A 25,373-nucleotide genomic window follows, 5' to 3' on the forward strand; every position below is an offset into this window, starting at 1 on the left:
AGCGGCCAAACACCGATTCGCTGAGCACCTTTGAAGTACGAGCGGACCAGACCAGCCGATGCCAGTTACCATCCTCGACCTGATCCTGCTCGGTGTGATGCTGATTTCGGGCCTGCTTGCCTTGGTCCGCGGCTTCATGCGCGAAATCCTGTCGATCGCAGCCTGGGGCGCCGCGGCGATCGTGACGCTGTATTCGTTCTCGAAGCTGCTGCCGACCGCAAAGACCTACTTCAATAACGACACCGTCGCGACCGTGGTCGTGATCGCCGGCGTGTTCGTCGGTACCTTGGTTGTGGTCTCCGTGATCACGGTCCGGATCTCCGACATGATCCTGGATTCGCGCATCGGCGCGCTGGACCGAACCCTGGGTTTCCTGTTTGGCCTCGCTCGCGGCCTTTTGATCGTGGTCGTCGCCTACCAGTTCTTCATCTGGCTGGTTCCCGACAAGCAGCAGCCGGATTGGGTCCGCGGCGCAAAGTCCCGAACGGTGCTTGATTCGACGGGAGATTGGCTGAAGTCGCTCTTGCCGGATGACCCCGAGAACACCATCTTGAAGAGATTCAAGAAAAACAAACCAGATGATGATCAAGCTGATTCCGAGCAGCAGCCTTCGGGCAGTGGCGACGGATACAGTAAACCTGCTCGTGACAGTTTGAAGAAACTGATCGAGAAACCTGCGGCGCGTTGATTGCCCCTAAAGAGAGGCGTGGACGAGATGCGACACCCTGACCAGGACGCCCAACTTGATCTCGCCTTGAACCGGCCCTCCGGGCCTGCCGCGATCGAGCTACAGGACGACCTGGAGGGGGATACGCTGCGCGAGGAATGCGGCGTCTTCGGCGTCTACGGTCACCCCGACGCCGCCGCCATCACCGCGCTCGGCCTGCACGCCCTTCAACACCGCGGCCAGGAAGCCGCCGGCATCGTCTCCTACGACGGCAGCCGTTTTCACTCAGAACGCCGGCTCGGCCTCGTCGGCGACACCTTCTCCCGCCGCGAGGTGATCGACCGCCTGCCCGGCAACATGGCCGTCGGCCATGTCCGCTACTCCACCACCGGCGCCACCATCCTGCGCAACGTGCAGCCGTTGTTCGCCGAGCTCAATGCCGGCGGCCTCGCGGTCGCCCACAACGGCAACCTCACCAACGGCCTGACGCTGCGCCGCGAGCTCGTGAGGCACGGCGCGATGATGCAGTCGACCACCGACACCGAAGTGATCCTGCACCTGGTTGCGCGCTCCCGGCGCGGCCGCTTCATCGAACGCTATGTCGACGCGCTGCGCGAGATCGAAGGCGCCTATGCGCTGGTGTCGCTGACCAACAAGAAGCTGGTCGGCGCGCGCGATCCGCGCGGCATCCGTCCGCTGGTGCTCGGCGACCTCGACGGCTGTCCGATCCTGACGTCCGAGACCTGCGCGCTCGACATCATCGGCGCGCGCTTCGTCCGTGACATCGAGCCCGGCGAAGTCATCGTGTTCGACGAGAACGGCCAGGACATCCACAAACCATTCCCCCCGATGGCGCCGCGCCCCTGCATCTTCGAATACATCTACTTCTCGCGTCCGGATTCCATCGTCCACGGCCGCTCGGTGTATGAAGTGCGCAAGGCCTTCGGCGCGCAGCTCGCGCGGGAGAGCCATGTGCCGATCGACGTCGTGGTGCCGGTGCCGGATTCCGGCGTGCCCGCCGCGGTCGGCTACAGCCAGCATTCCGGCGTGCCGTTCGAGCTCGGCATCATCCGCAACCACTATGTCGGCCGCACCTTCATCCAGCCGACGCAGGCGATCCGCGAATCCGGCGTGCGCATGAAGCATTCGGCCAACCGCGCCGCGATCGAAGGCAAGCGCATCATCCTGATCGACGACTCGCTGGTGCGCGGCACCACCTCGAAGAAGATCGTGCGCATGATGCGCGATGCCGGCGCCAAGGAGGTGCACTTCCGCCTCGCCTCGCCGCCGATCCTCTATCCCGATTATTACGGCATCGACCTGCCCGACCGCGGCGGTCTTCTGGCGGCGACGCATTCGCTGGAGGAGATGCGCGAGATCATCGGCGCCGACTCGCTCGCCTTCCTGTCGATCGACGGCATGTACCGCGCCATGGGCGAGCCCGGCCGCGACCCCGCCAATCCGAAATTCTCGGATCATTGCTTTACCGGCGCCTATCCGACCCACCTCACCGACCAGACCCAGACCGAGCAGCAGCCGCGGCAATTGTCGCTGCTGGCGGAAGCGAGCTGACGCGAGGGCGCGACGATGCAAGCCATCTTCGCAATCGTTGGCGGTCTGATGTTGGTCGGATTTATCTGGTTTGCCTTTCGCCAAGGCAGCAAGGTCACCCCGGACGATCGCCCGGATCGAAGCGGGCAAACCAACTATGGCGGCGGTGGCGGAGATAGCTAGCGCGGCCTTCGATCGAGACAGTTCCGGAAAATGCCGACTCTCGCCAGCGCTGGATTGAGAGAGCCTAAATTCCGTCATGGCCGGGCTTGTCTCGGTCATCCACGCCTGTAAAACCCCGCCATGACAAAACCCCTCTCCGACCGCATCGCTCTCGTCACCGGCGCCTCGCGCGGCATCGGCTATGCCACCGCGCGTGCGCTGGCCAAGGCCGGGGCGCATATCGTGGCGGTGGCGCGCACACAGGGCGGGTTGGAGGAGCTCGACGACGAGATCCGGAAGGACGGCGGCAGCGCCACCTTGGTGCCGCTCAACCTCACCGATTCCGACGGCATCGCGCGTCTCGGCGCCGGCCTGCACGAGCGCTACGGCAAGCTCGACATTCTCGTCGGCAATGCCGGCGTGCTCGGGCCCTCCTCGCCGGTCGGCCATATCGAGCTGAAAGCCTTCACCGACGTGATGGCGATCAACGTCTCCGCGAACTTCCAGCTGATCCGCTGCATGGAGCCGCTGCTCAAGCAGTCCGACGCCGGCCGCGCCGTGTTCATCACCTCGGGCGCCGCCAACAAGGCCACCGCCTATGTCAGCCCCTACGCGGCGTCCAAGGCCGCGCTGGAGACGCTGGCGCGCGCCTGGGCGCAGGAGACCGCGAACACGAAGCTGCGCGTCAATCTGTTCAACCCCGGCCCGGTCCGCACCCGCATGCGCGCCACGCTGATGCCGGGCGAAGACCCGGCGACGCTCGATCTGCCCGAGCAGGTCGCCGAATTCATCGTGCCGATGTGCGCGCCCGATTGGACCGAGACCGGCAAGTTCTACGACTACAAGACCCGCAGCCTGATGAGCTTCCGTTCGCCGGCCTGATTGACTCGACTGCCTCCCCGCGATTGACTGCCCGCGCTTAGGCGGCAGCAAGCCGTAAAGCCAAAAATGGGAGGTCGCCATGGCTCCGTGGCACGATCGCGCAGACCTTGCGCGTGCGCTCGCAACTGTCTCTCACGCCGCCTCCATCCTGATCGCAGCCATCGCGTTTGTGCTTCCTGGCACGGCGAGCGCGGGTGACGTGCCGACATTTGCGGTCGATGCCGCCTGGCCAAAGCCGCTGCCCAACAACTGGATCCTCGGCCAGGTCGGCGGCATCACCGTCGACTGGCAGGGCCACATCTGGGTGATCCATCGCCCGCGCTCGCTCACCGACGACGAGAAAGGCGCAAGCCTCACCCCGCCACGCTCGAAATGCTGCGTGTCGGCGCCGCCCGTACTCGAATTTGACGTCGACGGCAACCTGCTGCGGTCCTGGGGCGGTCCAGGCCAGGGTTACGAATGGGTCGGCCGCGAGCACGGCATCGAGGTCGACGAACGCGGCTTCGTCTGGGTCGGCGGCAACGCCGACAACGACAATGCGATCCTGAAATTCACGCTCGACGGCAAGTTCGTCGCCCAGATCGGCAAGATCGCGCCGAGCCTCGGCAGCAACGATACGACACAGCTCGGCAAGCCCGCCGAAACCGCGATCGACAAGGAGGCCAACGAAATCTACGTCGCCGACGGCTATGGCAACCGCCGCGTCATCGTGTTCGATGCGACCACGCTGGCGTACAAGCGGCACTGGGGCGCATATGGCAACAAGCCCGAGGACACCAAGCAGGCGCCTTACGACCCTAAGGCGCCGGTGTCGCAGCAATTCGGCAATCCCGTCCACTGCGTGAAGCTCGCCAATGACGGGCTCGTCTATGTCTGCGACCGCATCAACAACCGCATCCAGGTGTTCAAAAAGGATGGCAGCTTCGTGAAGGAGTTCTTCTTCGAGAAGAACACGCTTGGCAACGGCGCGGTATGGGACATCGCGATCTGGCCCGATCCGAAGCAGACCTATTTGCTCAGCGCCGACGGCGAGAACAACGAGATCAGGGTCATCAAGCGGGAGGACGGCAGCGTGGTCGGCAGCTTTGGGCACAGCGGCCGCAACGCCGGTCAATTCCACTGGGTGCACGCCATGGCGATCGACGCCAAGGGTAATGTCTATACCGCCGAGGTCGACACCGGAAAGCGCATCCAGAAGTTCAAGCTGACGTCCGACGCGCTCAAATAGCGTCTGGACGCATTTTGCCCAAAAGTTAACCGAAGGATGACGCTTCGACGCAGCGTCATCCGGCTTTAGGCGCATTGCCGCCTGCCGTGGGACAGGCTAGAGCCATCGGAAGGACCAAGGCTCCGCAAGAGAGCCGTCCGCATATTTGACAATGGAGGAAACCTTTGATGACGACGACGTTCGCACGCCGCTCCGCGGCCCTTCTGGCCTGTGCCGCTTTCAGTTTTGCCACATCCGCCTTTGCCCAGGACAAGACCGTCAAGATCGGCGTGCTCAACGACATGTCGAGCCTCTATGCCGACATCGGCGGCCCGAACTCCGTGGTCGCAATCAAGATGGCGGTCGAGGATTCCGGCCTGCTCAAGAAGGGCTGGAAGATCGACGTGCTCAGCGGCGATCACCAGAACAAGCCCGACGTCGGCGTCAACATCGCCCGGCAGTGGATCGACAACGATAAGGTCGATGCGATCGCGGACACGCCGAGCTCCGGCGTCGCGCTGGCAGTCAGCAACCTCGTCAAGGAAAAGAATGCGGTGCTGCTCAATTCGGGCGCGGCCACCGCGGACCTCACCGGCAAGGCCTGCACGCCGAACACGGTCTCCTATACCTACGATACCTACATGCTCGCCAACGGCACCGGCAAGGCGCTGACCAAGGCGGGCGGCGACAGCTGGTTCTTCCTTACCGCCGACTATGCGTTCGGTCACGCGCTGGAACGCGATACCAGCGCCGTCGTCACCGCCAATGGCGGCAAGGTGCTCGGCGGCGTCAAGCACCCGCTCAACACGGCGGACTTCTCGTCCTTCCTGCTCCAGGCGCAATCGTCGAAGTCCAAGATCATCGGTCTCGCCAATGCGGGCGGCGACACCACCAACGCCATCAAGCAGGCGGCCGAGTTCGGCATCGTCCAGGGCGGCCAGAAGCTCGCCGCGCTGCTGCTGTTCATCAATGACGTGCACTCGCTGGGCCTCAAGACCGCGCAGGGCCTGACCTTCACCGAATCCTTCTACTGGGACCTGAACGACAAGACCCGCGAATGGTCCAAGCGCTTCTCGGCGCTGGCCAGCAAGAACGCGATGCCGTCAATGACCCAGGCCGGCAATTACGCGATGGTGCTGCACTATCTCAAGGCAATGGAAGCGCTCGGCGGCAATCCCCATGACGGCGCCAAGGTCGTCGCCAAGATGAAGGAGCTGCCGACCGACGATCCGCTGTTCGGCAACGGCCCGCTGCGCCAGGACGGACGGCGCCTCATCCCGGCTTATTTGTTCGAGGTGAAGAAGCCCGAGGAGTCGAAGGGACCGTGGGACTATTACAAGCAGATCGCCACGATCTCCGCGGAAGACGCCGCCAAGCCGCTCAAGGATAGCGATTGCCCGCTGGTGAAGAAGTGACCGCATAGCGGTCGCGCGCTATCTCCGTAACATCATGCCCGGGGCTCGCCCCGGGCATTTGCGTTTTTGCAACGGAAAACGCTGCCGTAGGGTGGGCAAAGCGAAGCGTGCCCACGATCCCTTTGAATGCGGAACGAGATGGTGGGCACGGCGCAAGGGCGCCTTTGCCCACCCTACGAGACTACGAGACTGTCCTTATCCCACCCAGCGACCGCACCGCGATCGCCACGCAGACCACCATCAACGCCGCCGCAAGCAGGAACGGCGCGCCGGGCAGATGCAGCGGCGCGCTCGCGCCGATGAAATAGGAAAAAGTCAGCGTGAACAGGAACGGGCCGACGAGCTGTGACACGCTCTGCACGCTCGCGGTCGCGCCCTGCAGCTGACCCTGCTGATCGGGCGCAACCAGCCGCGTCATCAGCGCTTGCGACGCGGCACCCGAGATGCCCCACAGCGCCAAAATGGGAATCCCGATCCAGGATAGCGGTCCGGTCGGCGCCGCGCCGAGGACCACGAAGCCGAGCGCGCCACAGCACAGGCCCAGCAGCAGCGCGTTCCGCTCGCCGAGCACGCGCACGATCGGGCCGATGGCGAGCCCCTGCACCACCATGGCGCAGATACCGACCATCGCCAGTGTCAATCCCACGGTCTTGGAATCCCAGCCGTAGCGGTAGGTCGCATAGAGCACGAAGGTCGAGGGCAGCACGACATGCGCAACCTGCGCGATGAAGTTGACGACCGACAAAGCGGCCAGCAGCGCGTTGGATCGCAACAGACGCAGCGCCCCGACCGGACTGGCGCTTCGCCAGCGGAACGGCGCGCGCTTGTCGGGCGCGAGCGATTCCGGCAGGACGAAGAGCCCGTAAAGCGCATTGGCGAAGCTGAGGGCTGCCGAGGCCCAGAACGGCAGGCGCGGATCGATGTCGCCGAGCAGGCCGCCGAGCGCCGGCCCCAAGATGAAGCCCGCGCCGAAGGCCGCGCCAATCCTGCCGAAGACCGCCGCGCGCCGCTCCGGCGGCGTGATATCCGAGATGTAGGCGAATGCGGTCGAGATGCTCGCCGAGGTGATGCCCGAGATCACCCGGCCGATGAACAGCCAGACCAGCGACGGCGCTAGCGCCATCAGCACGTAGTCGGCAGCAAGCCCGAAATTCGACAGCAGCACCACCGGCCGCCGTCCGAAACGGTCCGACAGCGCGCCGAGCAAGGGCGAGAACACGAACTGCATCAGCGCCCAGGCGGTGCCGAACAGGCCGAAGATGCGGGCTGCATGCGCGGTGTCGTTGTCGACGAAGCTCTCGATCAGCTTGGGCAGGATCGGCATGATCACGCCGAGCGCGAGCATGTCCAGCAGGATGGTGACGAAGATGAAGGCCACCGCGCCGCGCCGGACCGGCGGCGCGCCTTGCGCTGTCGCCTCGCCGGCCTCGTTGCTCACGACGGCCGCTTGCGCTTGTGCGCGAAGGGATTGGCCTTCTCGCGCAAGGTGATGCGCACCGGCGTGCCCGGCAACTCGAACGTCTCGCGCATGGAATTGATCAGGTAGCGCAAATAGGACTGCGGCACCGCGTCCGCGCGCGAGCAGAACAGCACGAAGCTCGGCGGGCGCGCCTTGGTCTGCGTGATGTAGTTCAGCTTCAGCCTGCGGCCGGACACGGCGGGCGGCGGATTGGCCTGCACCGCCTGCTCGAACCAGCGGTTGAGCGCCGAGGTCGACACGCGCCTGTTCCAGAGCGCATAGGCATCCTGGATCGCCTGCATCAGGCGATCGATGCCCTCGCCCATCAGGCCGGAGACCGCCACGATCGGCACGCCCTTGACCTGCGGCAGCAAGTGATCGGCATCGCGGCGCAGGCCCGAGATCGCGCCGCCCCCCTTGCTCTCCATCAGGTCCCATTTGTTGACGGCGAGCACGACAGCGCGGCCCTCGCGCTCGATCAAATCGGCGATGCGAAGATCCTGCTCCTCGAAGCGGTTCTGCGCATCCATCATCATCACGACGACTTCGGCAAAGCGCACCGCGCGCAACGCGTCGGCGACCGAGAGCTTCTCCAGCTTCTCCTCGATGCGCGAACGCCGGCGCAGGCCGGCCGTGTCGAATACGCGAAAATCGCGGCCCTTCCAGTTGATCTCGACCGCGATGGAATCGCGCGTGGTGCCGGCCTCCGGGCTCGTCAGCAGACGCTCCTCGCCCAGCAGATGGTTGATCAGCGTCGACTTGCCAGCGTTGGGACGGCCGACAATGGCAACCCGGATCGGGCGCGTCGCGGCCTCTTCCTCCGAGAGCGGCTCGTCGTCCTCGGTCTCGTCTTCGTGGACGGGCTCCGGCATCAGCTTGGCCAGTTCATCGTAGAGCTCGCCCATGCCCTCGCCGTGCTCGGCCGAGATCTGAATGGGATCGCCGAGGCCCAGCGCAAACGCCTCCATCGCGCCGGCATCGCCGTGCTTGCCCTCGCTCTTGTTTGCGACCAGCAGCACCGGCTTGTTGGCCTTACGGGCGAAATCGGCAAAGGCGCGATCGGAGGGCGTGAGGCCGACGCGGGCATCGATGACGAAGAACAGCGCGTCCGCCTGCGCGATCGCGGTCTCGGTCTGCTCCTGCATGCGCGCGGTCAGCGAGCCCTTGGCGCCCTCGTCGAGGCCGGCGGTGTCGATGATGGTGAATTCGAGATCGCCGAGCCTGGCCTCACCCTCGCGGCGGTCGCGGGTAACGCCCGGCAGGTCATCGACGAGCGCGAGCTTCTGTCCGACCAGGCGGTTGAACAGCGTCGATTTGCCGACATTGGGCCGGCCGATGATGGCGATCGTGAAGGACATCGGTCATTCGTGCGCTGCCGGGGCGGCGCCTGTCAACGTAAGGGAAAAATCAGCGCGAGAAGCTGCCGCTCGGCAGCGGCGCCGGGAAACCACCCTGCGACTGCTGCTGGGTGGTCTGGGTGGGTTGCGCCTGCTGGACCGGCTGGTCCGGCGGCGGCGCAGTGGTGCGCTTGCGGACGATCTTGTGCTTGGGCGGCGGAGCGGCCGTGGCCGGCGCCGCCTCCGGCTGGGCCTCGCCGTCAACTTCGCCCGCAGGCGCCTCAGCCGGCGCGACTGCTGCGGCAGCGGGCTGCCTGGTCTTCTTGGCATGGGCCCCCTTCGCCGGCTTGGCCGGCTCGGGCGGCGGCTCCGCAGGCAAAGCCGCGACCGCAGGCGCGTTCGGATCGGGCTGCTGCTGCGCGCCCTTGTACATGTCCTTCGGGACGCCCTGCTCGAGGCCGGGCACCCCCTCCGGGAAGACCGGCTTGCGGTCGCCCGGCAGCTTCTTCTTGGTGTCGAGGAAGTCGAGCATGTCGCTTGGATCGAAGCTGGAGCAACCGCCCAGGACGCCCGTGAAGGCGATCAGGACGGCGGCTGCGATCAAGCGTGGCGTGCGGCGCATCTTGTGTCTCGTTCTAGAGGGCCGTCGTCAGCTCTTGGCGACGGGCGGCAGCAGGGCCTGGAGAGCCTCGGCGCGCGAGCGCAGGCCGGGCGGCGTTTCGCCGTCTTCGCCAATCGCGTCGAGCCATTTGCGGGCCGCCGTCATGTCGTTGTTACGCCAGGCGGACAGCGCGAGCATCTCGCGGGCGCTGTGGCGGAAGGTCGACTTGGGCGCGGCGGATGACTCCAGCCGCTGCTGCATGTCGGCATAGCTGGCGCTGTCGAGCAGCAGGCCGGCGGCGCGGATCTTCGCCAGATCCTGCCACTCACCGCCCACGCCACGGTCGGCAGCAAGGTCGTCATACATCTTGGCGGCGGCTTTGGGATCGCGGTTAGCGGCCTCGGCGGCGGCGCGCAGCCGCGCCAGGGTGCGATAGCCCGACGGCGCCTTGGCGGCGAGCTCGGTGAAGGCGGCCTCGGCCTCCGCGTGCTTGTCCTGCTCGGACAGCTCGGAGGCCTTCTCGAAGGCGGCGCCGGCCTCGGCGGCCTTCCTGGCCTCCAGGTACCTATAACCCTGCCAGCCAGCGGCGGCGGCTACGACCAGCACCATCAGGGCGATGAAGACAATCGAATACTTGTCCCACAGCTTCTTGAACTGTTCGCGACGTACTTCCTCGTCGACTTCGTCAAATAATTCAGACACTTATGCTAATCCCATGCCCATCCGGGTGCGCGCGCCGAAGCGTCCGCGTCAGGAATCCCGTCCCCGCGTGGCGGCGAGGTACCCTAACGATATGGCGCTGGCAAGGCAAAGCGAGCCCGATCAAGGCGTTAACTACCCGGGAGAGCCCGGGTGCGCCTGCCCGGTTCAGGCTTCCAGGAGCTCCCGCAGTTGCCGTTTCAGCACCTTGCCGTTGGCATTGCGCGGCAGTGGGTCCGCCGTGATCGCCATGGTCTCGGGAACCTTGTAGTCGGACAGGCGCTCCGCGCACCAGGCACGCAGTGCCTCGCCGGCGACCGGCGCGCGCGTCACCACCACGGCGTGAACGCGCTCGCCCAGCACCGGGCAGGCCTTGGCGATGATCGCGCTCTCGACCACGGCGGGGTGGCTGGCCAACACGGATTCGACCTCGGCCGAATAGATCTTGAGGCCGCCGCGATTGATCATGTCTTTCTGCCGGTCGAACACGCGGACGAACCCTTCCGCATCGACCGAACCGAGATCGCCGGAGTGCCAGAAGCCGGCGGTAAAGCTCTCGGCGGTCGCCTTCGGGTTGCTCCAATAGCCCTTGATGATGGAGGCGCTCTGGATCCAGAGTTCGCCGATCTCGCCGTGAGGCAGTTCGCGCCCATTCGGATCCACCGCCACGATGCGCGCGCCTGGACACGGCAGGCCGACGCTGTCGATGTGGCTCTCGGTCAACTCGCCGGGCATGATCGTCGAGGGCGACGTCGTCTCGGTCGCGCCGTAGCAATTCATCAGCTTCAGGCCGGGAATCTTCGCCTTGAGCTTCTCAATGGTCGCGACCGGCATCGGCGCGCCGCCAAAACCGCCGATGCGCCAGCTCGACAGATCGTAGCTGTCGAAATCAGGCTGCAGCAGGCAGAGATTGTACATCGCCGGCACCATCACCGTGTAGGTGACGCGCTCGCGCGCGGCGAGCTTGAGGTAATCGACCGCCCTAAACTCGGGCATGATGATCAGCGCGCCACTGCTGCGGATCATGGTCGTGATGTTGGCGACGACACCGGTGACATGGCCGAGCGGCACGGCCGCGATCGAGCGGTCGGCCGCCGTCAATTGCAGGCAGGACACGAACACCATCGAGGAATGGACGATGTTGCAATGGGCCAGCATCGCCCCCTTCGGCTTGCCGGTCGTACCCGAAGTGTAGAGGATCATCGCGGTGTCCTCCTCGCTCACATCGACCGGTGCCGGTGCCGGAGCGTTGTCGGCGAGCGCGGCGAAGCGCGCGCGGGCCGGATCGTCGTCGATGGCGATGCGGTGGATCAGATCGGGCACGTCCTGCGCACCGGGCAGCCGCTCGGCGAGCGCCCCCTCATGGATCAGGATCTTCGCGCCGCAATCGGCGAGGACATAGGCGATCTCCGGCTTCTGCTGGCGCGTGCTGAGCAGCACGGTCACCAGCCCCTCATGCGCGGCGGCGAACAGGAGTAGCGGAAATTCGATGCGGTTGCCGAGCAGGATCGCGACGCGATCGCCGCGCTGCAATCCCAGCTTGCGAAAACCCGATGCGATCCGCGTCGCCTGCTCCACCGCCTGCCGCCAGCTCAGCCGGGCATTGCCCGCGATCAGCGCCTCGCCATCGGCGTTGCGGGCGCAGGCGTCCGCAATCATCGCCCACAGGTTCGCCGGCCGGTCGCAAAAGGCCGGCACCATCCGATCGCCAAAGCGCGCCTCGAGCCGCAGCGGCGGGATCTGAGATTGCGACCAGTCCATCGGAACGTCCTCGGCTTGTCGTTTTGTCACCTTCCGCGCACGGATAGCTGGATCACGTCTTGTGCTGACCGGCTAAACGCCGATGACGGGAACGCCGATCACGACCGGATGGAACGCGAAGGCCAGCGCGAGATAGGCGACCAGACCGACTGCGACGGCGATCAGATCGTTGGTGGCGCCGCCCACCGGAATCGGCGGGCCGCCGGCGTCGGTGCGATGCTTCAGCGAGATGCGATCGAACACCGCCCAGCCCAGGAACGAGCCGAACAGGATGATAGATCCGAGATCGCCATTGGCGAGCAGATGCGCCGCCGCCCACAGTTTGACGCCGGCCAACATCGGATGCTTCAGCGTCGCATAGATGCGGCCGCGCAAATAAGAGGCGACCACCAGGATCACCGCGGGCAGCATCAGCGCGACCGCGATGTGCTTCATCGCCTTCGGCGGATACCAGACATCGATCCAGCCGGAGCTGCGGTAATGGGCGAAGCCCCAGATGATCAGCGCGAGCCCCGCGAACGAGACCAGGGTGTAGAGGATCTTGTAGGTCCCCTCGCCCAGCCTCGCGATTGCCTGCGCGCGCGCTTCACGCTTGGTCGTGAAAATATGGGCCGCAAAGAACAGCACCAGCCCCAGGACCATCACCAGCAGACCCATGACATCCCCTTGCGTCAGACCGTACTCAATCAGCTATCATCTTCACCCCGCGAAACGCAATGCATCAGTCCTTCTCGGCCAGCTTGCCGCTTCGCGCTTCGATCCAGTCTCGTCCCATCGAGATGCTGAACTTCACCAGAGGCGCGGCAATTGTGGAGAAGAGCAGCTTGATCAGATACTGACCAACGATTGTCGGCATGACGACGCCGGTACCGTAGAATGCAATCGACACAAATATGACGGTGTCCAGCAGCTGAGCCAACATCAGGCTGAGCCATGCCGACAGCACCACGGACCTCTTGCCGAATGCCGTCTGGCGCAACCGGAGGAAGAACGACAGGTCGAAGTGCTGGCTCACCATGTAGGCGATCCAGCCTCCGATCCAGATTCGAACGGACGAGCTGACGACCGCTTCGAAATCCTGCTGGTGGTGCCAGCCTGGAGCTGGCGGGAGATAGGCGGCAAACTCGAAATAGACGGCAGACAAGGCCATGCTGAGCAGGCCGAGATTGATCACCCGCCTGGAATACTCCCTGCCGAACAGCTCAGCGATCGTGTCGACAATGATGAATGTCAGCAGATAGCTGAAGACCGTCGCACTGGCGTCCAGGCCAAAAGGCAGCGCGAACAGTTTCGAGCCGGCGACCGTGCTGGTGATCAGCAGCGACGAATGGAGTGTGAGCAGAAATAGGAAATAGCTGGTCCTGGCGTCCATTGAATAACGGCCCCGGGGCAATCAGGCGTTGATAGGTCAAAGCTACGAGCCACAACCCCGAAAGACAACTTCTTGTTGAATTCGGCGTCCGGCGGAATATGATCTCGACATTGCAGATAGATTGGGCGGTTTATTATGGCCGACAAAATCAGTTTCGACGCCAGAATACTGGATTTTCTTCGAGCCTCCCACGGCCGTTCGCAGGAGGCCATTGTCGTCAATTTCCTGGAGACGGCAATCGCCATCAGCCCAGCAGCCGATGCGGGATCGGTCCTGATCGACCATCCCAAAATGGAGAGGCTGGTGCTCTTCAACGAGGACGATTTCCTGTTCGACAAGGAGCTGCTGGATCCCCGGCAGCGGAACAGCTTTCCACCGACGCTGGGCTACCGCGGCACCATCGCCGGCAGTTGCTTCCGCACGGGCACGCCGACTGTCTTTTCGCGCGCGCAAGGCGGAGAGTTCTTCGGCGACAGCCCCATCCAGAACATGGTCTGCTTTCCGATCAAACTAGGAAAAGGCCGCGAACCGTTTGGTGTCGCTTGCTTCCATAACAATATCCAGGAAAAGGTGTTCTCCTCGGAAGATATGCGCGTTCTGGAAGCCTATACCGACATTCTTGCTCTGGCCCTGCATACGCCGCACCCGGAGCTTCAGCTCGATCGTAACGTCTTCATCGTGCATGGACGGGACGAGAGGAGCCGGCAGAAACTGGAATCGATCTTGCGGCAGAACAAGGTCAATCCGAAGGTACTGCTGCGGGAAGACAAGAATGCAACGACGATCCTGTCAGCCCTGGAAGAGCTGATCCGAACATGCAAGGCAGGCTTCATCCTTGCCACGCCCGACGACGAAGGACGCCTGGGAAAACCCAACGAGCAACTCGCGGCGCGCGCGCGAGAGAATGTCATCTTCGAGATGGGGATGCTCTTCGCCAAATTCCGCGCGTTCGATCGGGTCGCCGTCCTGCTGAAGAAACCGCTGAGACTGCCATCCGATCTCAACGGGCTGACCTACGATGAATTCGACAGAATGGAAGAACTCGAATCCACCATCGTGCGCAAGCTGGACAACTGGAAATTGCTGAACTGACAAACCTGCCACGGTGGCCATGCCGCTGGGGCTGAACTTGATGGCGGGTCAGTTCGGGAATTGCCTGTTGTCGACATAGCGGATCGCAATCGGCCGGCCCGCCAGCGCGCCGCCAAGGCCGCTGGTGAACTTCAGCGGCAGACATGCGTTCAACGATGCGTTGATGGCGTTGAGATAGGTCGTGCGGGTCTCAGAGGGCACGCCTGCGGTCGCGTATGTGAGGCGCGGCGGGCCGATCAGGCCACCCGCCTTGTTGAAGCTGAAGCGCACCGACATCTGCATGCCCGCGCGAGCCTTGTCAGATGGCGGCGACCAGCAGCTTCGCAGCTCGGCGAAGAGATCGCCGATCGTGTCGAGATCGTGACCTGGCTTGCGGTATTTGGCGCGGTCGGCATCGGACGGCACGCTCTCGATCGTAAGCTGGAGGTTCTGGCCGTAGGGGTAGTCGATCTCGGGAATGCAGGGGCCGGGCTCGAGCGGGCTGCAATAAGACGGCGTGCAGGGCCGGCCGTCGAGCACGCTGCACGGCTCGTGCGAGAATGGAATCGGATTGATCTGGCGGGGCCGCGCGTCGGCGGCAACCGGGACCGCCAGCAGGAGAAGGACGAAGATGCCGCGCGACATTGAGTGAGCTCATAACGCCCCAGGAAAAGGTGGCGTTGTCCATGAACGCGTCAAGCCCACGCGTGTTCACATGCCCGCCTTCAACTCCGGTGTCGTCGTCCGGCTTGACCGGACGACCCAGTATTCCAGAGACGACATTGATTGAGCCGAGAGGCCGCGGCGTACTGGATGCCCCGCCTGCGCGGGGCATGACAGCGGGGAGTGTGGCTGTAGGCGCCCTACCCCTTCTTCTTGACGTCCTTGACGTTGGTGAACTCGATGCCCTCGGCGCGCTCCCTGGTGTAGCCGAGATAGAACTCGTTCCTCGCCAGATAAACGGGATCGCCGTCGACGTCGTCGGCGATGCTGGAGGTGTTGGCGGCGATGAAAGTATCGAGCTTCTTGCGGTCCTCCGAGGAGACCCAGCGCGCCAGCTGGAATTCGCTGACCTCGAACTCGACCGGCAGGGAATATTCCGCTTCCAGCCGCGCCTTCAGCACGTCGAGCTGCAGCGCGCCGACCACGCCGACCAGCGCCGGTGCACCGTCGCGCGGGCGGAACACCTGCACCACGCCCTCTTCCGACATCTGCTGAAGCGCTTCCTTCAGCTTCTTCGCCTTCATCGCGTCGGTGAGACGGACGCGACGGACGATTTCCGGCGCGAAGCTCGGCACGCCGACGAAGTTGAAATCCTCGCCCTCGGTCAGCGTGTCGCCGATGCGCAGCGTGCCGTGATTGGGAATGCCGACGACGTCGCCGGCGAAGGCTTCATCCGCGACCGAGCGATCCTGCGCGAAGAAGAATTGCGGACTCGACAGTGGCATGCTCTTGCCGGTGCGCACCAGCTTGGCCTTCATGCCGCGGCTGAGCTTGCCCGAGCACAGGCGCGCGAAGGCGATGCGGTCGCGGTGGTTCGGATCCATGTTGGCCTGGATCTTGAACACGAAGGCGCTCATGCGCGGATCGGTGGCCTCGACCTTGCGCTGGTCGCTGTCCTGCGCGCGCGGCTCGGGCGCGAACTTGCCAAGGCCTTCCAGGAGGTCGCCGACGCCGAAATTGCGCAGCGCGCTGCCGAAATAGACCGGCGTCAGATGGCCCTCGCGAAACGCTTCCAGCTCGAACGGTTTCGAGGCCTCGGTGACGAGCTCGAGCTCGTCCTTGACCGCGGAGACATCGAGATTGGCGTTGAGCTTGGCGAGCTCGGCGATCTCGATCTGCTGCGCCGCGCCGGTCTTGGCGCCGCCGCCTTCGAGCAGGCGCACACCGCCATTGGCGACGTCGTAGGTGCCGAGGAAGTCACGGCCGCGGCCGACCGGCCAGGTCATCGGCGTGGTGTCGAGCGCCAACGTCTTCTCGATCTCGTCGAGCAGCTCGAACACGTCGCGGCTCTCGCGGTCCATCTTGTTGATGAAGGTGATGATCGGAATATCCCGAAGACGACACACCTCGAACAGCTTTCGGGTGCGCGCCTCGATGCCCTTGGCGGCGTCGATCACCATCACGGCGGAATCGACCGCCGTCAGCGTGCGATAGGTGTCTTCCGAAAAGTCCTCGTGGCCCGGCGTGTCCAGCAGGTTGAACACGAGGCCCTCGAATTCGAAGGTCATCACCGAGGTCACGACCGAGATGCCGCGCTCGCGCTCGATCTTCATCCAGTCCGACCGCGTGTTGCGCCGCTCGCCCTTGGCCTTGACCTGGCCGGCGAGATTGATGGCGCCGCCGAACAGCAGCAGCTTTTCGGTCAGCGTGGTCTTGCCGGCGTCGGGATGGGAGATGATCGCAAAGGTGCGCCGCCGCGCCACTTCAGCGGCAAGCGGGGAACGGGCCGGCGATTCGGCGGTGCTGGTGGCGATGTCGGACATGGCGGGAGCGTGTGGCAGGGAAACTGGGCCTGATCAAGCCTCATTTGGTGATTGCGGAGCTCCCCGGCCAGCCCCATATCGGGCCCTGACAAGATAGTCTGGGGAGGGACGGCCCTCCCGCTCATCAGCCTATAGCCGCGGGGACGACCCTGCCTTGAACGGAGGGTCGTCATGGCCTGGAGCATCCTGTTTGTCGCCGGTCTTCTCGAGATTATCTGGGCAATCGGCCTGAAATATACCGAAGGCTTCACCAGGCTTGTTCCGTCCGTCGTCACGCTCGCGGCCATGGCCGGCAGCGTCATCCTGCTCGGACTTGCTCTCAAGTCACTGCCCGTCGGAACCGCCTATGCAGTCTGGACCGGCATCGGCGCCGTCGGCACCGCGACGCTGGGCATCGTCCTGCTTGGCGAGCCGGCCACGGCCCTCCGTCTTGCCAGCATCGCCCTGATCGTCGCCGGGATTGTCGGGCTGAAGCTCGTTACTTGACAAAGATCTTGACCACCCACCAGGTCAGCGCCGCGACGATGGCCGAGGCCGGGATCGTGATCACCCAGGCGTAGACGATCGAGCTTGCGACGTTCCAGCGGACCGCCGAGACGCGGCGGGCGGCGCCGACGCCGACGATGGCACCAGTGATAGTGTGGGTGGTCGAGACGGGAACCCCGAGATAGGTCGCCATGAACAGGGTCACGGCGCCCCCCGTCTCGGCGCAAAAGCCCTGCATCGGCGTCAATTTCGTGATGCGCAGGCCCATGGTGCGGACGATGCGCCAGCCGCCCATCAGCGTGCCCAGCGCCATCGCCGCCTGGCAGGATAGCACCACCCAGAACGGCACCGAGAACTCGCTGCCGAGATGGCCCTGCGAGTACAGCAGCACCGCGATGATGCCCATGGTCTTCTGCGCGTCGTTGCCGCCATGGCCGAGCGAATAAAGCGAGGCGGAGGCGAATTGCAGGATGCGGAAGGCGCGATCGACCGCGAATGGCGTCGAGCGCACCGAGGCCCAGGACACGATCGCCACCAGCATCATCGCGAGCAAAAAGCCGACCAGCGGCGACAGCACGATCGCCAGCACCGTCTTGGTCAATCCGCTCCATACCGCGGCCGAGATCCCCGCCTTGGCCATGCCGCCGCCGACCAGCCCGCCGATCAATGCGTGCGACGACGAGGACGGGATGCCGAGCGCCCAGGTCACGAGGTTCCAGACGATAGCGCCGACGAGCGCCGCAAAGATCACCTGGGCATCGACGATCGAGGGATCGATGATGCCGGTGCCGATGGTCTGGGCAACGTGCAGCCCGAACACCATGAAGGCGATGAAATTGAAGAACGCGGCCCAGAATACCGCGAATTGCGGCCGCAGCACGCGGGTCGAGACGATGGTCGCGATCGAATTGGCCGCGTCATGCAGGCCGTTCAGGAAGTCGAACAGCAGCGCGACGGCGATCAAGCCGACCAGGACGGGAAGACCCAACGCAGCATCCACGGCGCGGCCCCTGCCCTAAAGTTGGCGCATGATCGGAACGGAAAACCGCTGCACACTTTTCCGGATCATGCGCTAAACCTGCTCGATGACGATGCTGTTGATCTCGTTGGCAACGTCGTCGAAGCGATCGGCTACCTTCTCGAGGTGGTCGTAGATCTCGGCGCCGACGATGAAGTCCATCGCGTTGCCGTCGCGATGCTTGAGAAACAGCTCCTTCAGCCCGATGTCGTGGAGATCGTCGACGCGGCCCTCCAGCTTGCCCAGCTCTTCCGTGATGGCGGTCAGCATGGCCACGTTCGGGCCGATCGATTGCATGAGGGGCAGCGCACGGCCGACCAGATTGGCGCATTCGATCAGAAGCCCGCCGATCTCGCGCATCGGCGGCTCGAAGCTGCGGACCTCGAACAGCATCACGGCCTTGGCGGTCTGCTGCATCTGGTCGATGGCGTCGTCCAGCGACGTGATCAGGTTCTTGATGTCGCCGCGGTCGAACGGGGTGATGAAGGTGCGACGCACCGCCGTCAGCACCTCACGGGTGATATTGTCGGCGTCGTTCTCGAACTGGTTGACGCGCTGGCAATAGACCGGCGTCTCCTCACCCCCGTTCAGCATGCCCTGAAGCGCGATCGAACCCTGGATCACGGTCTGGGCATGCCGGTCGAACAGGTCGAAGAACCGTTCTTCCTTGGGCAGGAAAGCGCGAAAGAGCCGAAGCAACGAAATTCTCCTTTAGATCAAGGGACTAAGACATGACAGATTCTGAACAAGGTGCAAGCGAATGCATGAACGACTCGCGAACATGCACCGAAAGTGGTGCAAAACTGACGCACGGTTGTTCAGGGGATGTTCTCGATTATGCCGAGCTCATCGCGTGGCAGCCCTTCCCGCCCTATCCCCTCTACCTGCAAGATCTTCCGCCGGCGATCCAGCCCTTCCCGGCTGACACCTTGGGCTGGCTCATCGAGCAATATCAGACGCACCCCATGTCCTCGTTCCACGAGTGCCGCTACCACACGCGGCAGGGCCGGCTGGGGCTCATGAAGCGCCTTCAAGGGCAGTACGGCTGGTTCCTGCTGAGCGAGATCGGCGGCCCTGAGTTCAAGCGCTGGCACGCCCGCTGGCGCGGCGACGGCAAGGTCTCGATCGCCCACGCCTTCATCAGCCAACTCCGCACGGTAGCGGGGTTTGGTATCGCCATGCTGGCCAACCGCGAATGTGAGCGCTTGGCGTTGGTGCTGAGCAAGCTGAAGTTCGAGCAGGGCTCGCCTCGGACGGAGATCCTGACTGCGGAGATGGCCGAGGCCCACCGGGCAAAGGCCCATGAATTTGGCTGGGAGGCAATGGCAATGGCCCAGGCCTTTCAGTTCGAGCTGATGCTCAGGCAGCGCGATGTATTGGGCGAGTGGGTGCCGTTCTCGGAGCCCGGCATCTCCGATGTCGTCTACCCGAAGCTCGGGAAATGGGGCCGCGGGCTACGCTGGGAAGAAATCGACGACAACATGATCCTCCGGCACATCACCAGCAAGAAGCAGAAGAAGATCGAGGTCGATCTCCGCAATGCTCCGATGGTGATGGCAGAGTTTTCCATCTACTGCGAAGGCAAGCCGGCCGACCAGATCACGCGCGCCGATCTACCCCGCACGGGGCCTTGTATTTTGAACGAGCAGACCGCTTTTCCATTCAGCGCCAACGAGTTCAGGCGAAAATGGCGGATCGTGGCCAACGCCTGCGGCATCCCGAAGACCGTCCGCAACCAGGACAGCCGAGCTGGCGCGATCACCGAGGCGACGGAAGCCGGGGCGGACATCGAGCACGTGAAGCACGCGGCGACGCACAGCGACATTTCGCAGACGCAACGCTACAGCCGCGGCGCCGCGAACAAGATCGCAGGAGTCCAACAGAAGCGCCTGGCACACCGCTTCCGGACGGCCGGCTAGTCCGATGTGAGGAATGAGGAACCCACCATGAAGAAGCATTTCGTTACGTTCTACAGCCCCGGCACCTTCGTGTCTGAGGAGTCGAGTAAGCCGATCGAATCCTGGGACGTGAATAAGGCCATGGAGATGGCCCACGATGTCGTGGAGCGCTACGGCGCCACCCCTTACGGCTTCCGGTTCACCACCCGCGGACGCGGTGACGCCGACATGGACAGCAATCGGATTGGCGAAAGCCAGTTCTATCATCTCGGCGGGAAGGTCGAGACCTTGGCCCAGGTCGAGGCGCGGAACGACCCGAAGGAAGAAACCCTTCGCTGGAACATGCGCACCAATGGCTATGACAAGATCGTGGTCAACGACAACTCGTACCGATCGGTCCACCCTCTCGGTAAGGACGACGTAGTGCTGGATTGGAAGCCACGCCGCAAGAAGAAGACGGCCTGATGTTCCGACGAGGAGAACGATGATGCCCAATCTAGACCTTATCGAGCACCAGCCTCACTGGCGCATTTGGCTGGTGGCCAAATTTTCACGACTGATGGGAGTGACAGTCCATGTCGAAGGTATCCCGTTCGGTTCAGGGCGGCTTCGCAAGGAACGAGAGAAAGCTGAGGGATTGGTGGGATCGTCAATCGGGGAGACCATCCCACGCGACCGCCTCGCCATCGAAACTGCGCGCGCCGACGACAACGGTAGAAGCTGCGCTGAGTTCTGCCGGGCACTCCAACGGATCGCCCAAACCACGAGCGAAGACCAAACCCGCGAAATCGCGCTGACTGCGCTGCGCATGCCATGGCTCTGGATGGGGCCTGGAGAACGCATTGGTGAAAGGAACTTGGAGTGGATAAAGGCCAACAAGGGCGCCCATCCCGAGAACATCGCCAAGGTCGCAGACGAGGCGTTGGCGACAATTAGGGGTTAATCGTTCTGGCGGGGAGAGAGAGACGATGACGCTGACAACATCGGACCAAACCGAACAGGATCGGCTGTTCAAAATTAATCTTGAGAAGGCAATCGACAAGCTGGATCTCGGCATTGTCCGACGAGCCCGCATGCCGCCTCTCACGCTCGACGAGATGAAGGCGCTGCGGCAATTTTACCGCCAGCACGGGTAAATGGTGCGGCAAGGAGAATCAAAGTGACGAAGAAAGACGCGCCGTTGCCGTGGACTGTCACGGCGAACAGTTGGCAGTACACGACGATCTACGACGGCAATGGCGATGTAGTTTGCCGGCTGGATCTGGAGGATTGGGGCGTTACCGAGGACAATCAAGACGAGCTCGAAGCGCTTCAAGCTCAAGTCGCGGCCCTGATCGTCGCCGCCGCGAACCAATCTGGGGGTGTTTCCGTGCCGAATGGGGAACATCGTGGCGGTTGATTGCGGCCCCGTAAAGCGATGGCAGGAAGGCAATATCCTTTGGGCATCCAACGACTTTATCACGATGGCTTACGTTGAGGCGGACGATCCGCGCAAGGTAGGCCATCTGGGATGGGAGGGGCCGGATGAGATTTGCGTTCAATACATCGGCCCGAAAGAAGCCGCGCTTTGGCGCAGATGACCGACAACCACCGGAGCCCCCCATGAGCAACTGGCCTATTGGATGTCATTCGCCGAACTCCTGTGCCCGGCATAGGCAGTGCATGTACGTTCGTTGCAGACACGAGGCGGATGAAAATCTAAAGTCAGACATCGACAAGGCCGTAGCAACTGAAGAAGCACTGCGGGCCATTGAGCGGCGGCTTCAGAGTTCTTGAGCAGGGACCGACTATGCGCTTCCGATTATGGCTTGCACGGCAGATCGCACCAGACGGCTACGTTGTGGTGCCGCAAGAGGCTACCAAGGCAATGATCAAGGCCGCCTGCGCGTCCATGTCGCCAGGGAAGCGGCCGACGCAGGAATGGGTGCCGGTAACGATGAAGCACCAGATCCGGTACAAAGCCATGATTGCTGCTGGGCAAGGAGGGAAAGTGCCATGACGGACGAGCAGACACGGCAGCTCGCGGACGAACTGTTCAAGCACGTGGCGGCAAAGGCCGAATGCATGATGTGCGGCAAGACGCAGCCTGCGCTCGGATGGTTTTGGATCGGTCACGGCGAGGAAGATATCGAATTCCTGTGCTCGGAGGAGTGCTACGAACAGCACACCTTCGACTCGTGCGAGGACGACCCACTTCCACGCTCCCCCTGAGCCACTACCGATCCGATCCCTTGAAGGGAGTGGACGGGCTTTAACCGTACTGCCCGCCAGTCGCCGTAGACCCGGCAGTGCTACCCGGCAGATAGGACGTGTTGCCCGTATAGGTCTCGATAATCCCGCCCATCGTCGCGGAATACCTTGAACCTGTGACGGTCCCCGTGAAGGTGCCGTTGACCTCGATCTGTCCTGCGTCGGACGCCTGGAACGTCGTCGTATAGGTGCGCGTACCGAAAGCCAGGGTACAGAAGAACGAGATGTACCCGCCGAAAGAGGCAATTGCGAACTGCGTGGCGTTCCCCGTCACTGTGATGGTCTGTCCGCTGCAATCGATGAACCCGCCCGCATTGGCAAAAAGCTGACAGCCGTTAGCGACGGCGCCGAGCGTAAGACCCGAGCCAATGACAACGCGGCCACCACGCACCGAGATGCCACGAGCGGCAGTCGCCCCGGTATTGGTGGTCGTGATGTTCTGGATCGTGAACTGCGTGCCCTTCGGACACTCGATCGTGCCGCCGGAGGAAGTTGCGGACGTAATGGTGGCGGTGCCGCCGCCGTCGAGGACCAGCTTTGCCGCGCTCGTCTGCCCCGTCGTGACAGGAATCGTCACCTGCTCCGAGAACGACCCGCTGCAACTGACGGTGATGCCAAAGCCGTTGAAGTCGAGCGTGCCGATAACCGACATGGCCTTTGCGATCGTCAGGAACGCAGAACCGGAAGTCAGGCCATTGTTGCTGTTCGAGCCGGTCGAGGAATTGACGTAGTAGGTCCGATCCGCAGCGAGCACTTCCCGCGCCTGCCCGGTCATCACCGTGCCAGAGCCGGCGGTTCCTATCGTCAGATACGGGCCGATGACATAAAGCTTGGACTGCCACGCCGCCGGCAGGCTGATCCATGTCGTGTTGACAAGGGTCGGGAACTGGCTCGCCGAGGCCGTGTAGTTCGCACCAAACACGATGTCAGTCGCAACGCTTTGCGTGCCGGCCGAGTCAATCCACGGGCTCGTGAAGGTGCATCCCTGAAACTTGCCGTTCAGATAGAAACCGTTATTCCCTGTCGCCCCGCTCTGATTGTAGAATCCGCCGCAGCTAATGAAGACGCTATTGGTGTGCGCCCCCTCAAGGTTGAACAGTTTGGCGTTGTTGACCGTACCGTTGCCGGTCAGCATCTCATACTGACACCCGAGGAACGAACTCGCCGCAACTGCCGTATTCGTCTTACAATACAGGCCGTTCAGGCATGCGTAGAAATTAATGTTCGATAGCAAGCCAAACTCGCACCAAGTGGACTGGTTAGTGGTGGAGATGAAAAGCTGGAGTCCATCGCCGGCGTTATACCCAACGAAATTGAGGTCGCGGGCAACGAAGCGCACGCAATCAGAGAAACGGACGCCGCCAGATGCCGCACTGTTCGATGTCTGGATCATCGCCCCGCCGCCATTGATGATCACCGGCTTGGTATTGCCGGAGTTATTGGCGCCGAAGAAGTTGGTGGCAACATCGAAGCACCAACCGGCATGGCTCGGCGCGATCTTGTTGCCGTTCAGTTCGATAGTGATCCCGCCGTTGCCGGAGAACTGCCCAACATCGACCGAAACGGCGGTCCCGAGCTTATAGCCCGCAGTCTTGTACGGGAAGACGAGCGTGCCGCCCTTGTTGGTGTAGATGTCGGCGAGAGCCGCGGCGACCGCTGCGTAATCATCGGTCGTACCGTCACCGACCGCTCCGTAGTCGAGGACGTTGAACCAACGCTTGATCGTGTTGTTGAGAAGCGTGCGGACGGATGAGCCGAGCTGTCCGTTACTGATTGAAGGCTGCGTCATTGATGATTACCCGTTCCAAGTTGCTGTGTTGACCCACGCGCCCGCGTCGTTCCACAACGAAGCCGCCAATATCCAATTACTGACAATCACTCCCATGCCATAAAGGAGCACAGGCTTGAGAAGCCCAGCGCGCCATGCTTGACCGGCGATGGTGTAGTGGACGAAATCCGATGCGCGCGTGTAGCCGGCGGTGTCTGATGCTGTCTTGCTGCCGAGCGCCTGTCTGGTCTTGAAGATGGCACATCCCTTCGCGAGGCAGGATGCATTTACTGCATCGACATATTGCTGCTGGTTCGCCGTGTTCCCGGCCGAGCCGCTGTCAAAGGGTGGCTCTGTAAAGATGAAATCCCCGCCGGCCGCATGAACGGCATCAATCAGGGCCTCGCATTGCGTTTTGACGGTCGCAACGGCTATGTTATTCCGCCAACTGTTCACAAGCCCCAGATCACCAATCACACAATCGACGGGGTAAAGAGAGAGTTGGTTGAGGCGGCCAGCGCTGGGAGAACCAGTGTTATCGATCATCTGGGATGCAGTGCCGCCGGATTGCGCCCACTGCCTGATGGTTACTTCCTTGCGCGTACTGTCGTAGCAATCGATGCCAAACAGCGCGTTCGAGCCGGACACCCAATTGATGGTGATCGTGTGGGCTCCGACAGAGCCAAGCGAAACCGTCGTTTTGCGAATGGTGTTGGTGGCATTCTGCGTGATGGTCGCCGTCGATACGCCATCGACCAAGACAGCGAGTTGCGCGCCGTTGAAAGCCGAGTTCTGAAGAGTGTAAATGTCCGCCGTATTGCAATTCTGCTGCGGCGTGAACGTCATGGTTGCCGTCGCGCTCGACATGGACAGGCCGGCGCCGCCCTGCACCACGGACGAGCCCATAGCCGAGGTTCCTCCGACCGTAATGCGGCTGTCACGGATCACGTAGTCGTTCAGCGATGTTCCGGAAATGCCGTACCAATTGTTGGCGCCAGAGGCGATGCCGTCGCTGCGGAACACGGCGGCGAGTTGTTCGGCCAGCGATAGCGGATACTGCGTATTGTAGGGCGAGGCGCCTTCATCAACACCGCGATCGGTGCTGTTGCCCATGATGGCGATGTTCATATTGCGGGTGCCGGCCTGCATGGCTTGGAAGCCGGCGAGGAGCTTGGTCGTGGTCGCGGCGGTCAGGTTCTGGGTAAATGGAATCCCCCCCGCCACTCCCCCAAGGACACCGCCGAGGTGGCTGAAACCTGCGCCTTGCTTGCCGACGGCCATGG

At 63.2% G+C, this 25,373-nt stretch carries 27 protein-coding genes; 14 read left to right on the plus strand and 13 right to left on the minus strand.

Features of this window, described 5'->3' with window-relative positions; translation table 11 throughout:
- Positions 1-58 precede the first annotated feature (58 nt).
- From IVA81_RS14030 to IVA81_RS14055, 6 genes are all read left to right on the plus strand, one after another.
- Entirely contained in the window at positions 59-688 is a 630-nt protein-coding gene (locus IVA81_RS14030; protein WP_246926558.1) for a CvpA family protein, read from the plus strand.
- 27 nt (positions 689-715) lie between these two features.
- Positions 716-2,239, plus strand: a complete 1,524-nt coding sequence (gene purF / locus IVA81_RS14035; RefSeq protein ID WP_247318649.1) for an amidophosphoribosyltransferase — start codon at positions 716-718, stop codon at positions 2,237-2,239.
- Positions 2,240-2,254: 15 nt separating this feature from the next.
- Positions 2,255-2,401, plus strand: coding sequence for a hypothetical protein (locus IVA81_RS14040; RefSeq protein ID WP_247318654.1), 147 nt, complete (start codon positions 2,255-2,257; stop codon positions 2,399-2,401).
- Positions 2,402-2,521: 120 nt separating this feature from the next.
- Positions 2,522-3,262 carry an SDR family NAD(P)-dependent oxidoreductase gene (locus IVA81_RS14045; protein ID WP_247318657.1) on the plus strand — a complete coding sequence of 247 codons (741 nt, stop codon included), beginning with the start codon at positions 2,522-2,524 and terminating at the stop codon, positions 3,260-3,262.
- 79 nt (positions 3,263-3,341) lie between these two features.
- A complete protein-coding gene (locus tag IVA81_RS14050; protein WP_247318660.1) occupies positions 3,342-4,490 on the plus strand; it encodes a hypothetical protein in 1,149 nt (382 codons plus the stop codon).
- A gap of 167 nt (positions 4,491-4,657) precedes the next feature.
- On the plus strand, positions 4,658-5,884 hold the full coding sequence (locus tag IVA81_RS14055) for an ABC transporter substrate-binding protein (RefSeq protein ID WP_247318663.1): 1,227 nt from the start codon (positions 4,658-4,660) through the stop codon (positions 5,882-5,884).
- Between the two features lie 181 nt (positions 5,885-6,065).
- Here IVA81_RS14055 and IVA81_RS14060 read toward each other — a convergent pair whose 3' ends face one another.
- The 7 genes from IVA81_RS14060 to IVA81_RS14090 all read right to left on the minus strand — a co-directional run bounded on the left by IVA81_RS14060 (position 6,066) and on the right by IVA81_RS14090 (position 13,113).
- The gene (locus tag IVA81_RS14060; protein ID WP_247318665.1) at positions 6,066-7,322 is read right to left on the minus strand and encodes a TCR/Tet family MFS transporter; all 1,257 of its coding nucleotides are present in this window, start codon (positions 7,320-7,322) and stop codon (positions 6,066-6,068) included.
- A complete protein-coding gene (der, locus tag IVA81_RS14065; protein WP_247318669.1) occupies positions 7,319-8,701 on the minus strand; it encodes a ribosome biogenesis GTPase Der in 1,383 nt (460 codons plus the stop codon). Before der ends, IVA81_RS14060 begins: the two co-directional genes overlap by 4 nt.
- A gap of 49 nt (positions 8,702-8,750) precedes the next feature.
- The gene (locus tag IVA81_RS14070; RefSeq protein ID WP_247318672.1) at positions 8,751-9,302 is read right to left on the minus strand and encodes a hypothetical protein; all 552 of its coding nucleotides are present in this window, start codon (positions 9,300-9,302) and stop codon (positions 8,751-8,753) included.
- Between the two features lie 27 nt (positions 9,303-9,329).
- On the minus strand, positions 9,330-9,983 hold the full coding sequence (locus IVA81_RS14075; RefSeq protein ID WP_247318702.1) for a tetratricopeptide repeat protein: 654 nt from the start codon (positions 9,981-9,983) through the stop codon (positions 9,330-9,332).
- A 165-nt stretch (positions 9,984-10,148) separates the two neighbouring features.
- A complete protein-coding gene (locus IVA81_RS14080) occupies positions 10,149-11,741 on the minus strand; it encodes a class I adenylate-forming enzyme family protein (RefSeq protein ID WP_247318946.1) in 1,593 nt (530 codons plus the stop codon).
- A 72-nt stretch (positions 11,742-11,813) separates the two neighbouring features.
- Positions 11,814-12,398: an NnrU family protein gene (locus IVA81_RS14085; protein WP_247318705.1), complete on the minus strand. Its 585-nt coding sequence runs from the start codon at positions 12,396-12,398 to the stop codon at positions 11,814-11,816.
- A gap of 64 nt (positions 12,399-12,462) precedes the next feature.
- Positions 12,463-13,113, minus strand: coding sequence for a queuosine precursor transporter (locus IVA81_RS14090; RefSeq protein WP_247318708.1), 651 nt, complete (start codon positions 13,111-13,113; stop codon positions 12,463-12,465).
- Positions 13,114-13,248: 135 nt separating this feature from the next.
- Here IVA81_RS14090 and IVA81_RS14095 point away from each other — a divergent pair, with 135 nt between their 5' ends.
- Positions 13,249-14,205 (plus strand): TIR domain-containing protein, encoded by a 957-nt coding sequence (locus IVA81_RS14095; protein ID WP_247318711.1) that lies wholly within the window; start codon positions 13,249-13,251, stop codon positions 14,203-14,205.
- A 48-nt stretch (positions 14,206-14,253) separates the two neighbouring features.
- Here IVA81_RS14095 and IVA81_RS14100 read toward each other — a convergent pair whose 3' ends face one another.
- Both IVA81_RS14100 and IVA81_RS14105 read right to left on the minus strand, forming a co-directional pair.
- Positions 14,254-14,829 carry a hypothetical protein gene (locus tag IVA81_RS14100; RefSeq protein ID WP_247318714.1) on the minus strand — a complete coding sequence of 192 codons (576 nt, stop codon included), beginning with the start codon at positions 14,827-14,829 and terminating at the stop codon, positions 14,254-14,256.
- Positions 14,830-15,047: 218 nt separating this feature from the next.
- Complete coding sequence (locus IVA81_RS14105) at positions 15,048-16,670, minus strand: peptide chain release factor 3 (protein WP_247318716.1); 1,623 nt, start codon at positions 16,668-16,670, stop codon at positions 15,048-15,050.
- A 171-nt stretch (positions 16,671-16,841) separates the two neighbouring features.
- On the opposite strand from IVA81_RS14105, the gene sugE reads away from it, so the two are divergent.
- A complete protein-coding gene (gene sugE / locus IVA81_RS14110) occupies positions 16,842-17,156 on the plus strand; it encodes a quaternary ammonium compound efflux SMR transporter SugE (protein WP_247318720.1) in 315 nt (104 codons plus the stop codon).
- Here the strand turns inward: sugE and IVA81_RS14115 are convergent.
- Both IVA81_RS14115 and IVA81_RS14120 read right to left on the minus strand, forming a co-directional pair.
- Complete coding sequence (locus tag IVA81_RS14115; RefSeq protein ID WP_247318723.1) at positions 17,149-18,156, minus strand: inorganic phosphate transporter; 1,008 nt, start codon at positions 18,154-18,156, stop codon at positions 17,149-17,151. The two genes, sugE and IVA81_RS14115, sit on opposite strands and share 8 nt — an antisense overlap.
- Before the next feature lie 72 nt (positions 18,157-18,228).
- Entirely contained in the window at positions 18,229-18,873 is a 645-nt protein-coding gene (locus IVA81_RS14120) for a DUF47 domain-containing protein (RefSeq protein WP_247318725.1), read from the minus strand.
- Positions 18,874-18,905: 32 nt separating this feature from the next.
- Here IVA81_RS14120 and IVA81_RS14125 point away from each other — a divergent pair, with 32 nt between their 5' ends.
- The 6 genes from IVA81_RS14125 (at position 18,906) to IVA81_RS14150 (ending at position 22,283) form a co-directional block, all read left to right on the plus strand.
- The gene (locus IVA81_RS14125) at positions 18,906-20,093 is read left to right on the plus strand and encodes a tyrosine-type recombinase/integrase (RefSeq protein ID WP_247318729.1); all 1,188 of its coding nucleotides are present in this window, start codon (positions 18,906-18,908) and stop codon (positions 20,091-20,093) included.
- A 27-nt stretch (positions 20,094-20,120) separates the two neighbouring features.
- Positions 20,121-20,537: a hypothetical protein gene (locus tag IVA81_RS14130; RefSeq protein WP_247318731.1), complete on the plus strand. Its 417-nt coding sequence runs from the start codon at positions 20,121-20,123 to the stop codon at positions 20,535-20,537.
- Between the two features lie 22 nt (positions 20,538-20,559).
- Complete coding sequence (locus tag IVA81_RS14135) at positions 20,560-21,015, plus strand: hypothetical protein (protein WP_247318734.1); 456 nt, start codon at positions 20,560-20,562, stop codon at positions 21,013-21,015.
- A 25-nt stretch (positions 21,016-21,040) separates the two neighbouring features.
- On the plus strand, positions 21,041-21,208 hold the full coding sequence (locus IVA81_RS14140) for a hypothetical protein (protein WP_247318737.1): 168 nt from the start codon (positions 21,041-21,043) through the stop codon (positions 21,206-21,208).
- A gap of 23 nt (positions 21,209-21,231) precedes the next feature.
- A complete protein-coding gene (locus IVA81_RS14145; protein WP_247318740.1) occupies positions 21,232-21,471 on the plus strand; it encodes a hypothetical protein in 240 nt (79 codons plus the stop codon).
- A gap of 596 nt (positions 21,472-22,067) precedes the next feature.
- Positions 22,068-22,283: a hypothetical protein gene (locus IVA81_RS14150; protein WP_247318741.1), complete on the plus strand. Its 216-nt coding sequence runs from the start codon at positions 22,068-22,070 to the stop codon at positions 22,281-22,283.
- A 40-nt stretch (positions 22,284-22,323) separates the two neighbouring features.
- On the opposite strand, the gene IVA81_RS14155 is transcribed toward IVA81_RS14150, so the two are convergent.
- Both IVA81_RS14155 and IVA81_RS14160 read right to left on the minus strand, forming a co-directional pair.
- The gene (locus IVA81_RS14155) at positions 22,324-24,111 is read right to left on the minus strand and encodes a glycosyl hydrolase family 28-related protein (protein WP_247318744.1); all 1,788 of its coding nucleotides are present in this window, start codon (positions 24,109-24,111) and stop codon (positions 22,324-22,326) included.
- 6 nt (positions 24,112-24,117) lie between these two features.
- Entirely contained in the window at positions 24,118-25,371 is a 1,254-nt protein-coding gene (locus IVA81_RS14160; RefSeq protein ID WP_247318747.1) for a hypothetical protein, read from the minus strand.
- Positions 25,372-25,373: the final 2 nt, after the last annotated feature.

Source organism: Bradyrhizobium sp. 141 (genome assembly GCF_023074055.1).
GTDB lineage: Bacteria > Pseudomonadota > Alphaproteobacteria > Rhizobiales > Xanthobacteraceae > Bradyrhizobium.

Excerpts from the sequence above, each read along its gene's own strand:
- IVA81_RS14030 (WP_246926558.1), top strand. The coding sequence starts at position 59 with ATGCCAGTTACCATCCTCGACCTGATCCTGCTCGGTGTGATGCTGATT.
- purF (WP_247318649.1), top strand. The coding sequence starts at position 716 with ATGCGACACCCTGACCAGGACGCCCAACTTGATCTCGCCTTGAACCGG.
- IVA81_RS14040 (WP_247318654.1), top strand. The coding sequence starts at position 2,255 with ATGCAAGCCATCTTCGCAATCGTTGGCGGTCTGATGTTGGTCGGATTT.
- IVA81_RS14045 (WP_247318657.1), top strand. The coding sequence starts at position 2,522 with ATGACAAAACCCCTCTCCGACCGCATCGCTCTCGTCACCGGCGCCTCG.
- IVA81_RS14050 (WP_247318660.1), top strand. The coding sequence starts at position 3,342 with ATGGCTCCGTGGCACGATCGCGCAGACCTTGCGCGTGCGCTCGCAACT.
- IVA81_RS14055 (WP_247318663.1), top strand. The coding sequence starts at position 4,658 with ATGACGACGACGTTCGCACGCCGCTCCGCGGCCCTTCTGGCCTGTGCC.
- der (WP_247318669.1), bottom strand. The coding sequence starts at position 8,701 with ATGTCCTTCACGATCGCCATCATCGGCCGGCCCAATGTCGGCAAATCG.
- IVA81_RS14070 (WP_247318672.1), bottom strand. The coding sequence starts at position 9,302 with ATGCGCCGCACGCCACGCTTGATCGCAGCCGCCGTCCTGATCGCCTTC.
- IVA81_RS14080 (WP_247318946.1), bottom strand. The coding sequence starts at position 11,741 with ATGGACTGGTCGCAATCTCAGATCCCGCCGCTGCGGCTCGAGGCGCGC.
- IVA81_RS14085 (WP_247318705.1), bottom strand. The coding sequence starts at position 12,398 with ATGGGTCTGCTGGTGATGGTCCTGGGGCTGGTGCTGTTCTTTGCGGCC.
- IVA81_RS14090 (WP_247318708.1), bottom strand. The coding sequence starts at position 13,113 with ATGGACGCCAGGACCAGCTATTTCCTATTTCTGCTCACACTCCATTCG.
- IVA81_RS14095 (WP_247318711.1), top strand. The coding sequence starts at position 13,249 with ATGGCCGACAAAATCAGTTTCGACGCCAGAATACTGGATTTTCTTCGA.
- IVA81_RS14100 (WP_247318714.1), bottom strand. The coding sequence starts at position 14,829 with ATGTCGCGCGGCATCTTCGTCCTTCTCCTGCTGGCGGTCCCGGTTGCC.
- IVA81_RS14105 (WP_247318716.1), bottom strand. The coding sequence starts at position 16,670 with ATGTCCGACATCGCCACCAGCACCGCCGAATCGCCGGCCCGTTCCCCG.
- sugE (WP_247318720.1), top strand. The coding sequence starts at position 16,842 with ATGGCCTGGAGCATCCTGTTTGTCGCCGGTCTTCTCGAGATTATCTGG.
- IVA81_RS14125 (WP_247318729.1), top strand. The coding sequence starts at position 18,906 with ATGACAGATTCTGAACAAGGTGCAAGCGAATGCATGAACGACTCGCGA.
- IVA81_RS14130 (WP_247318731.1), top strand. The coding sequence starts at position 20,121 with ATGAAGAAGCATTTCGTTACGTTCTACAGCCCCGGCACCTTCGTGTCT.
- IVA81_RS14135 (WP_247318734.1), top strand. The coding sequence starts at position 20,560 with ATGCCCAATCTAGACCTTATCGAGCACCAGCCTCACTGGCGCATTTGG.
- IVA81_RS14140 (WP_247318737.1), top strand. The coding sequence starts at position 21,041 with ATGACGCTGACAACATCGGACCAAACCGAACAGGATCGGCTGTTCAAA.
- IVA81_RS14150 (WP_247318741.1), top strand. The coding sequence starts at position 22,068 with ATGACGGACGAGCAGACACGGCAGCTCGCGGACGAACTGTTCAAGCAC.
- IVA81_RS14155 (WP_247318744.1), bottom strand. The coding sequence starts at position 24,111 with ATGACGCAGCCTTCAATCAGTAACGGACAGCTCGGCTCATCCGTCCGC.
- IVA81_RS14160 (WP_247318747.1), bottom strand. The coding sequence starts at position 25,371 with ATGGCCGTCGGCAAGCAAGGCGCAGGTTTCAGCCACCTCGGCGGTGTC.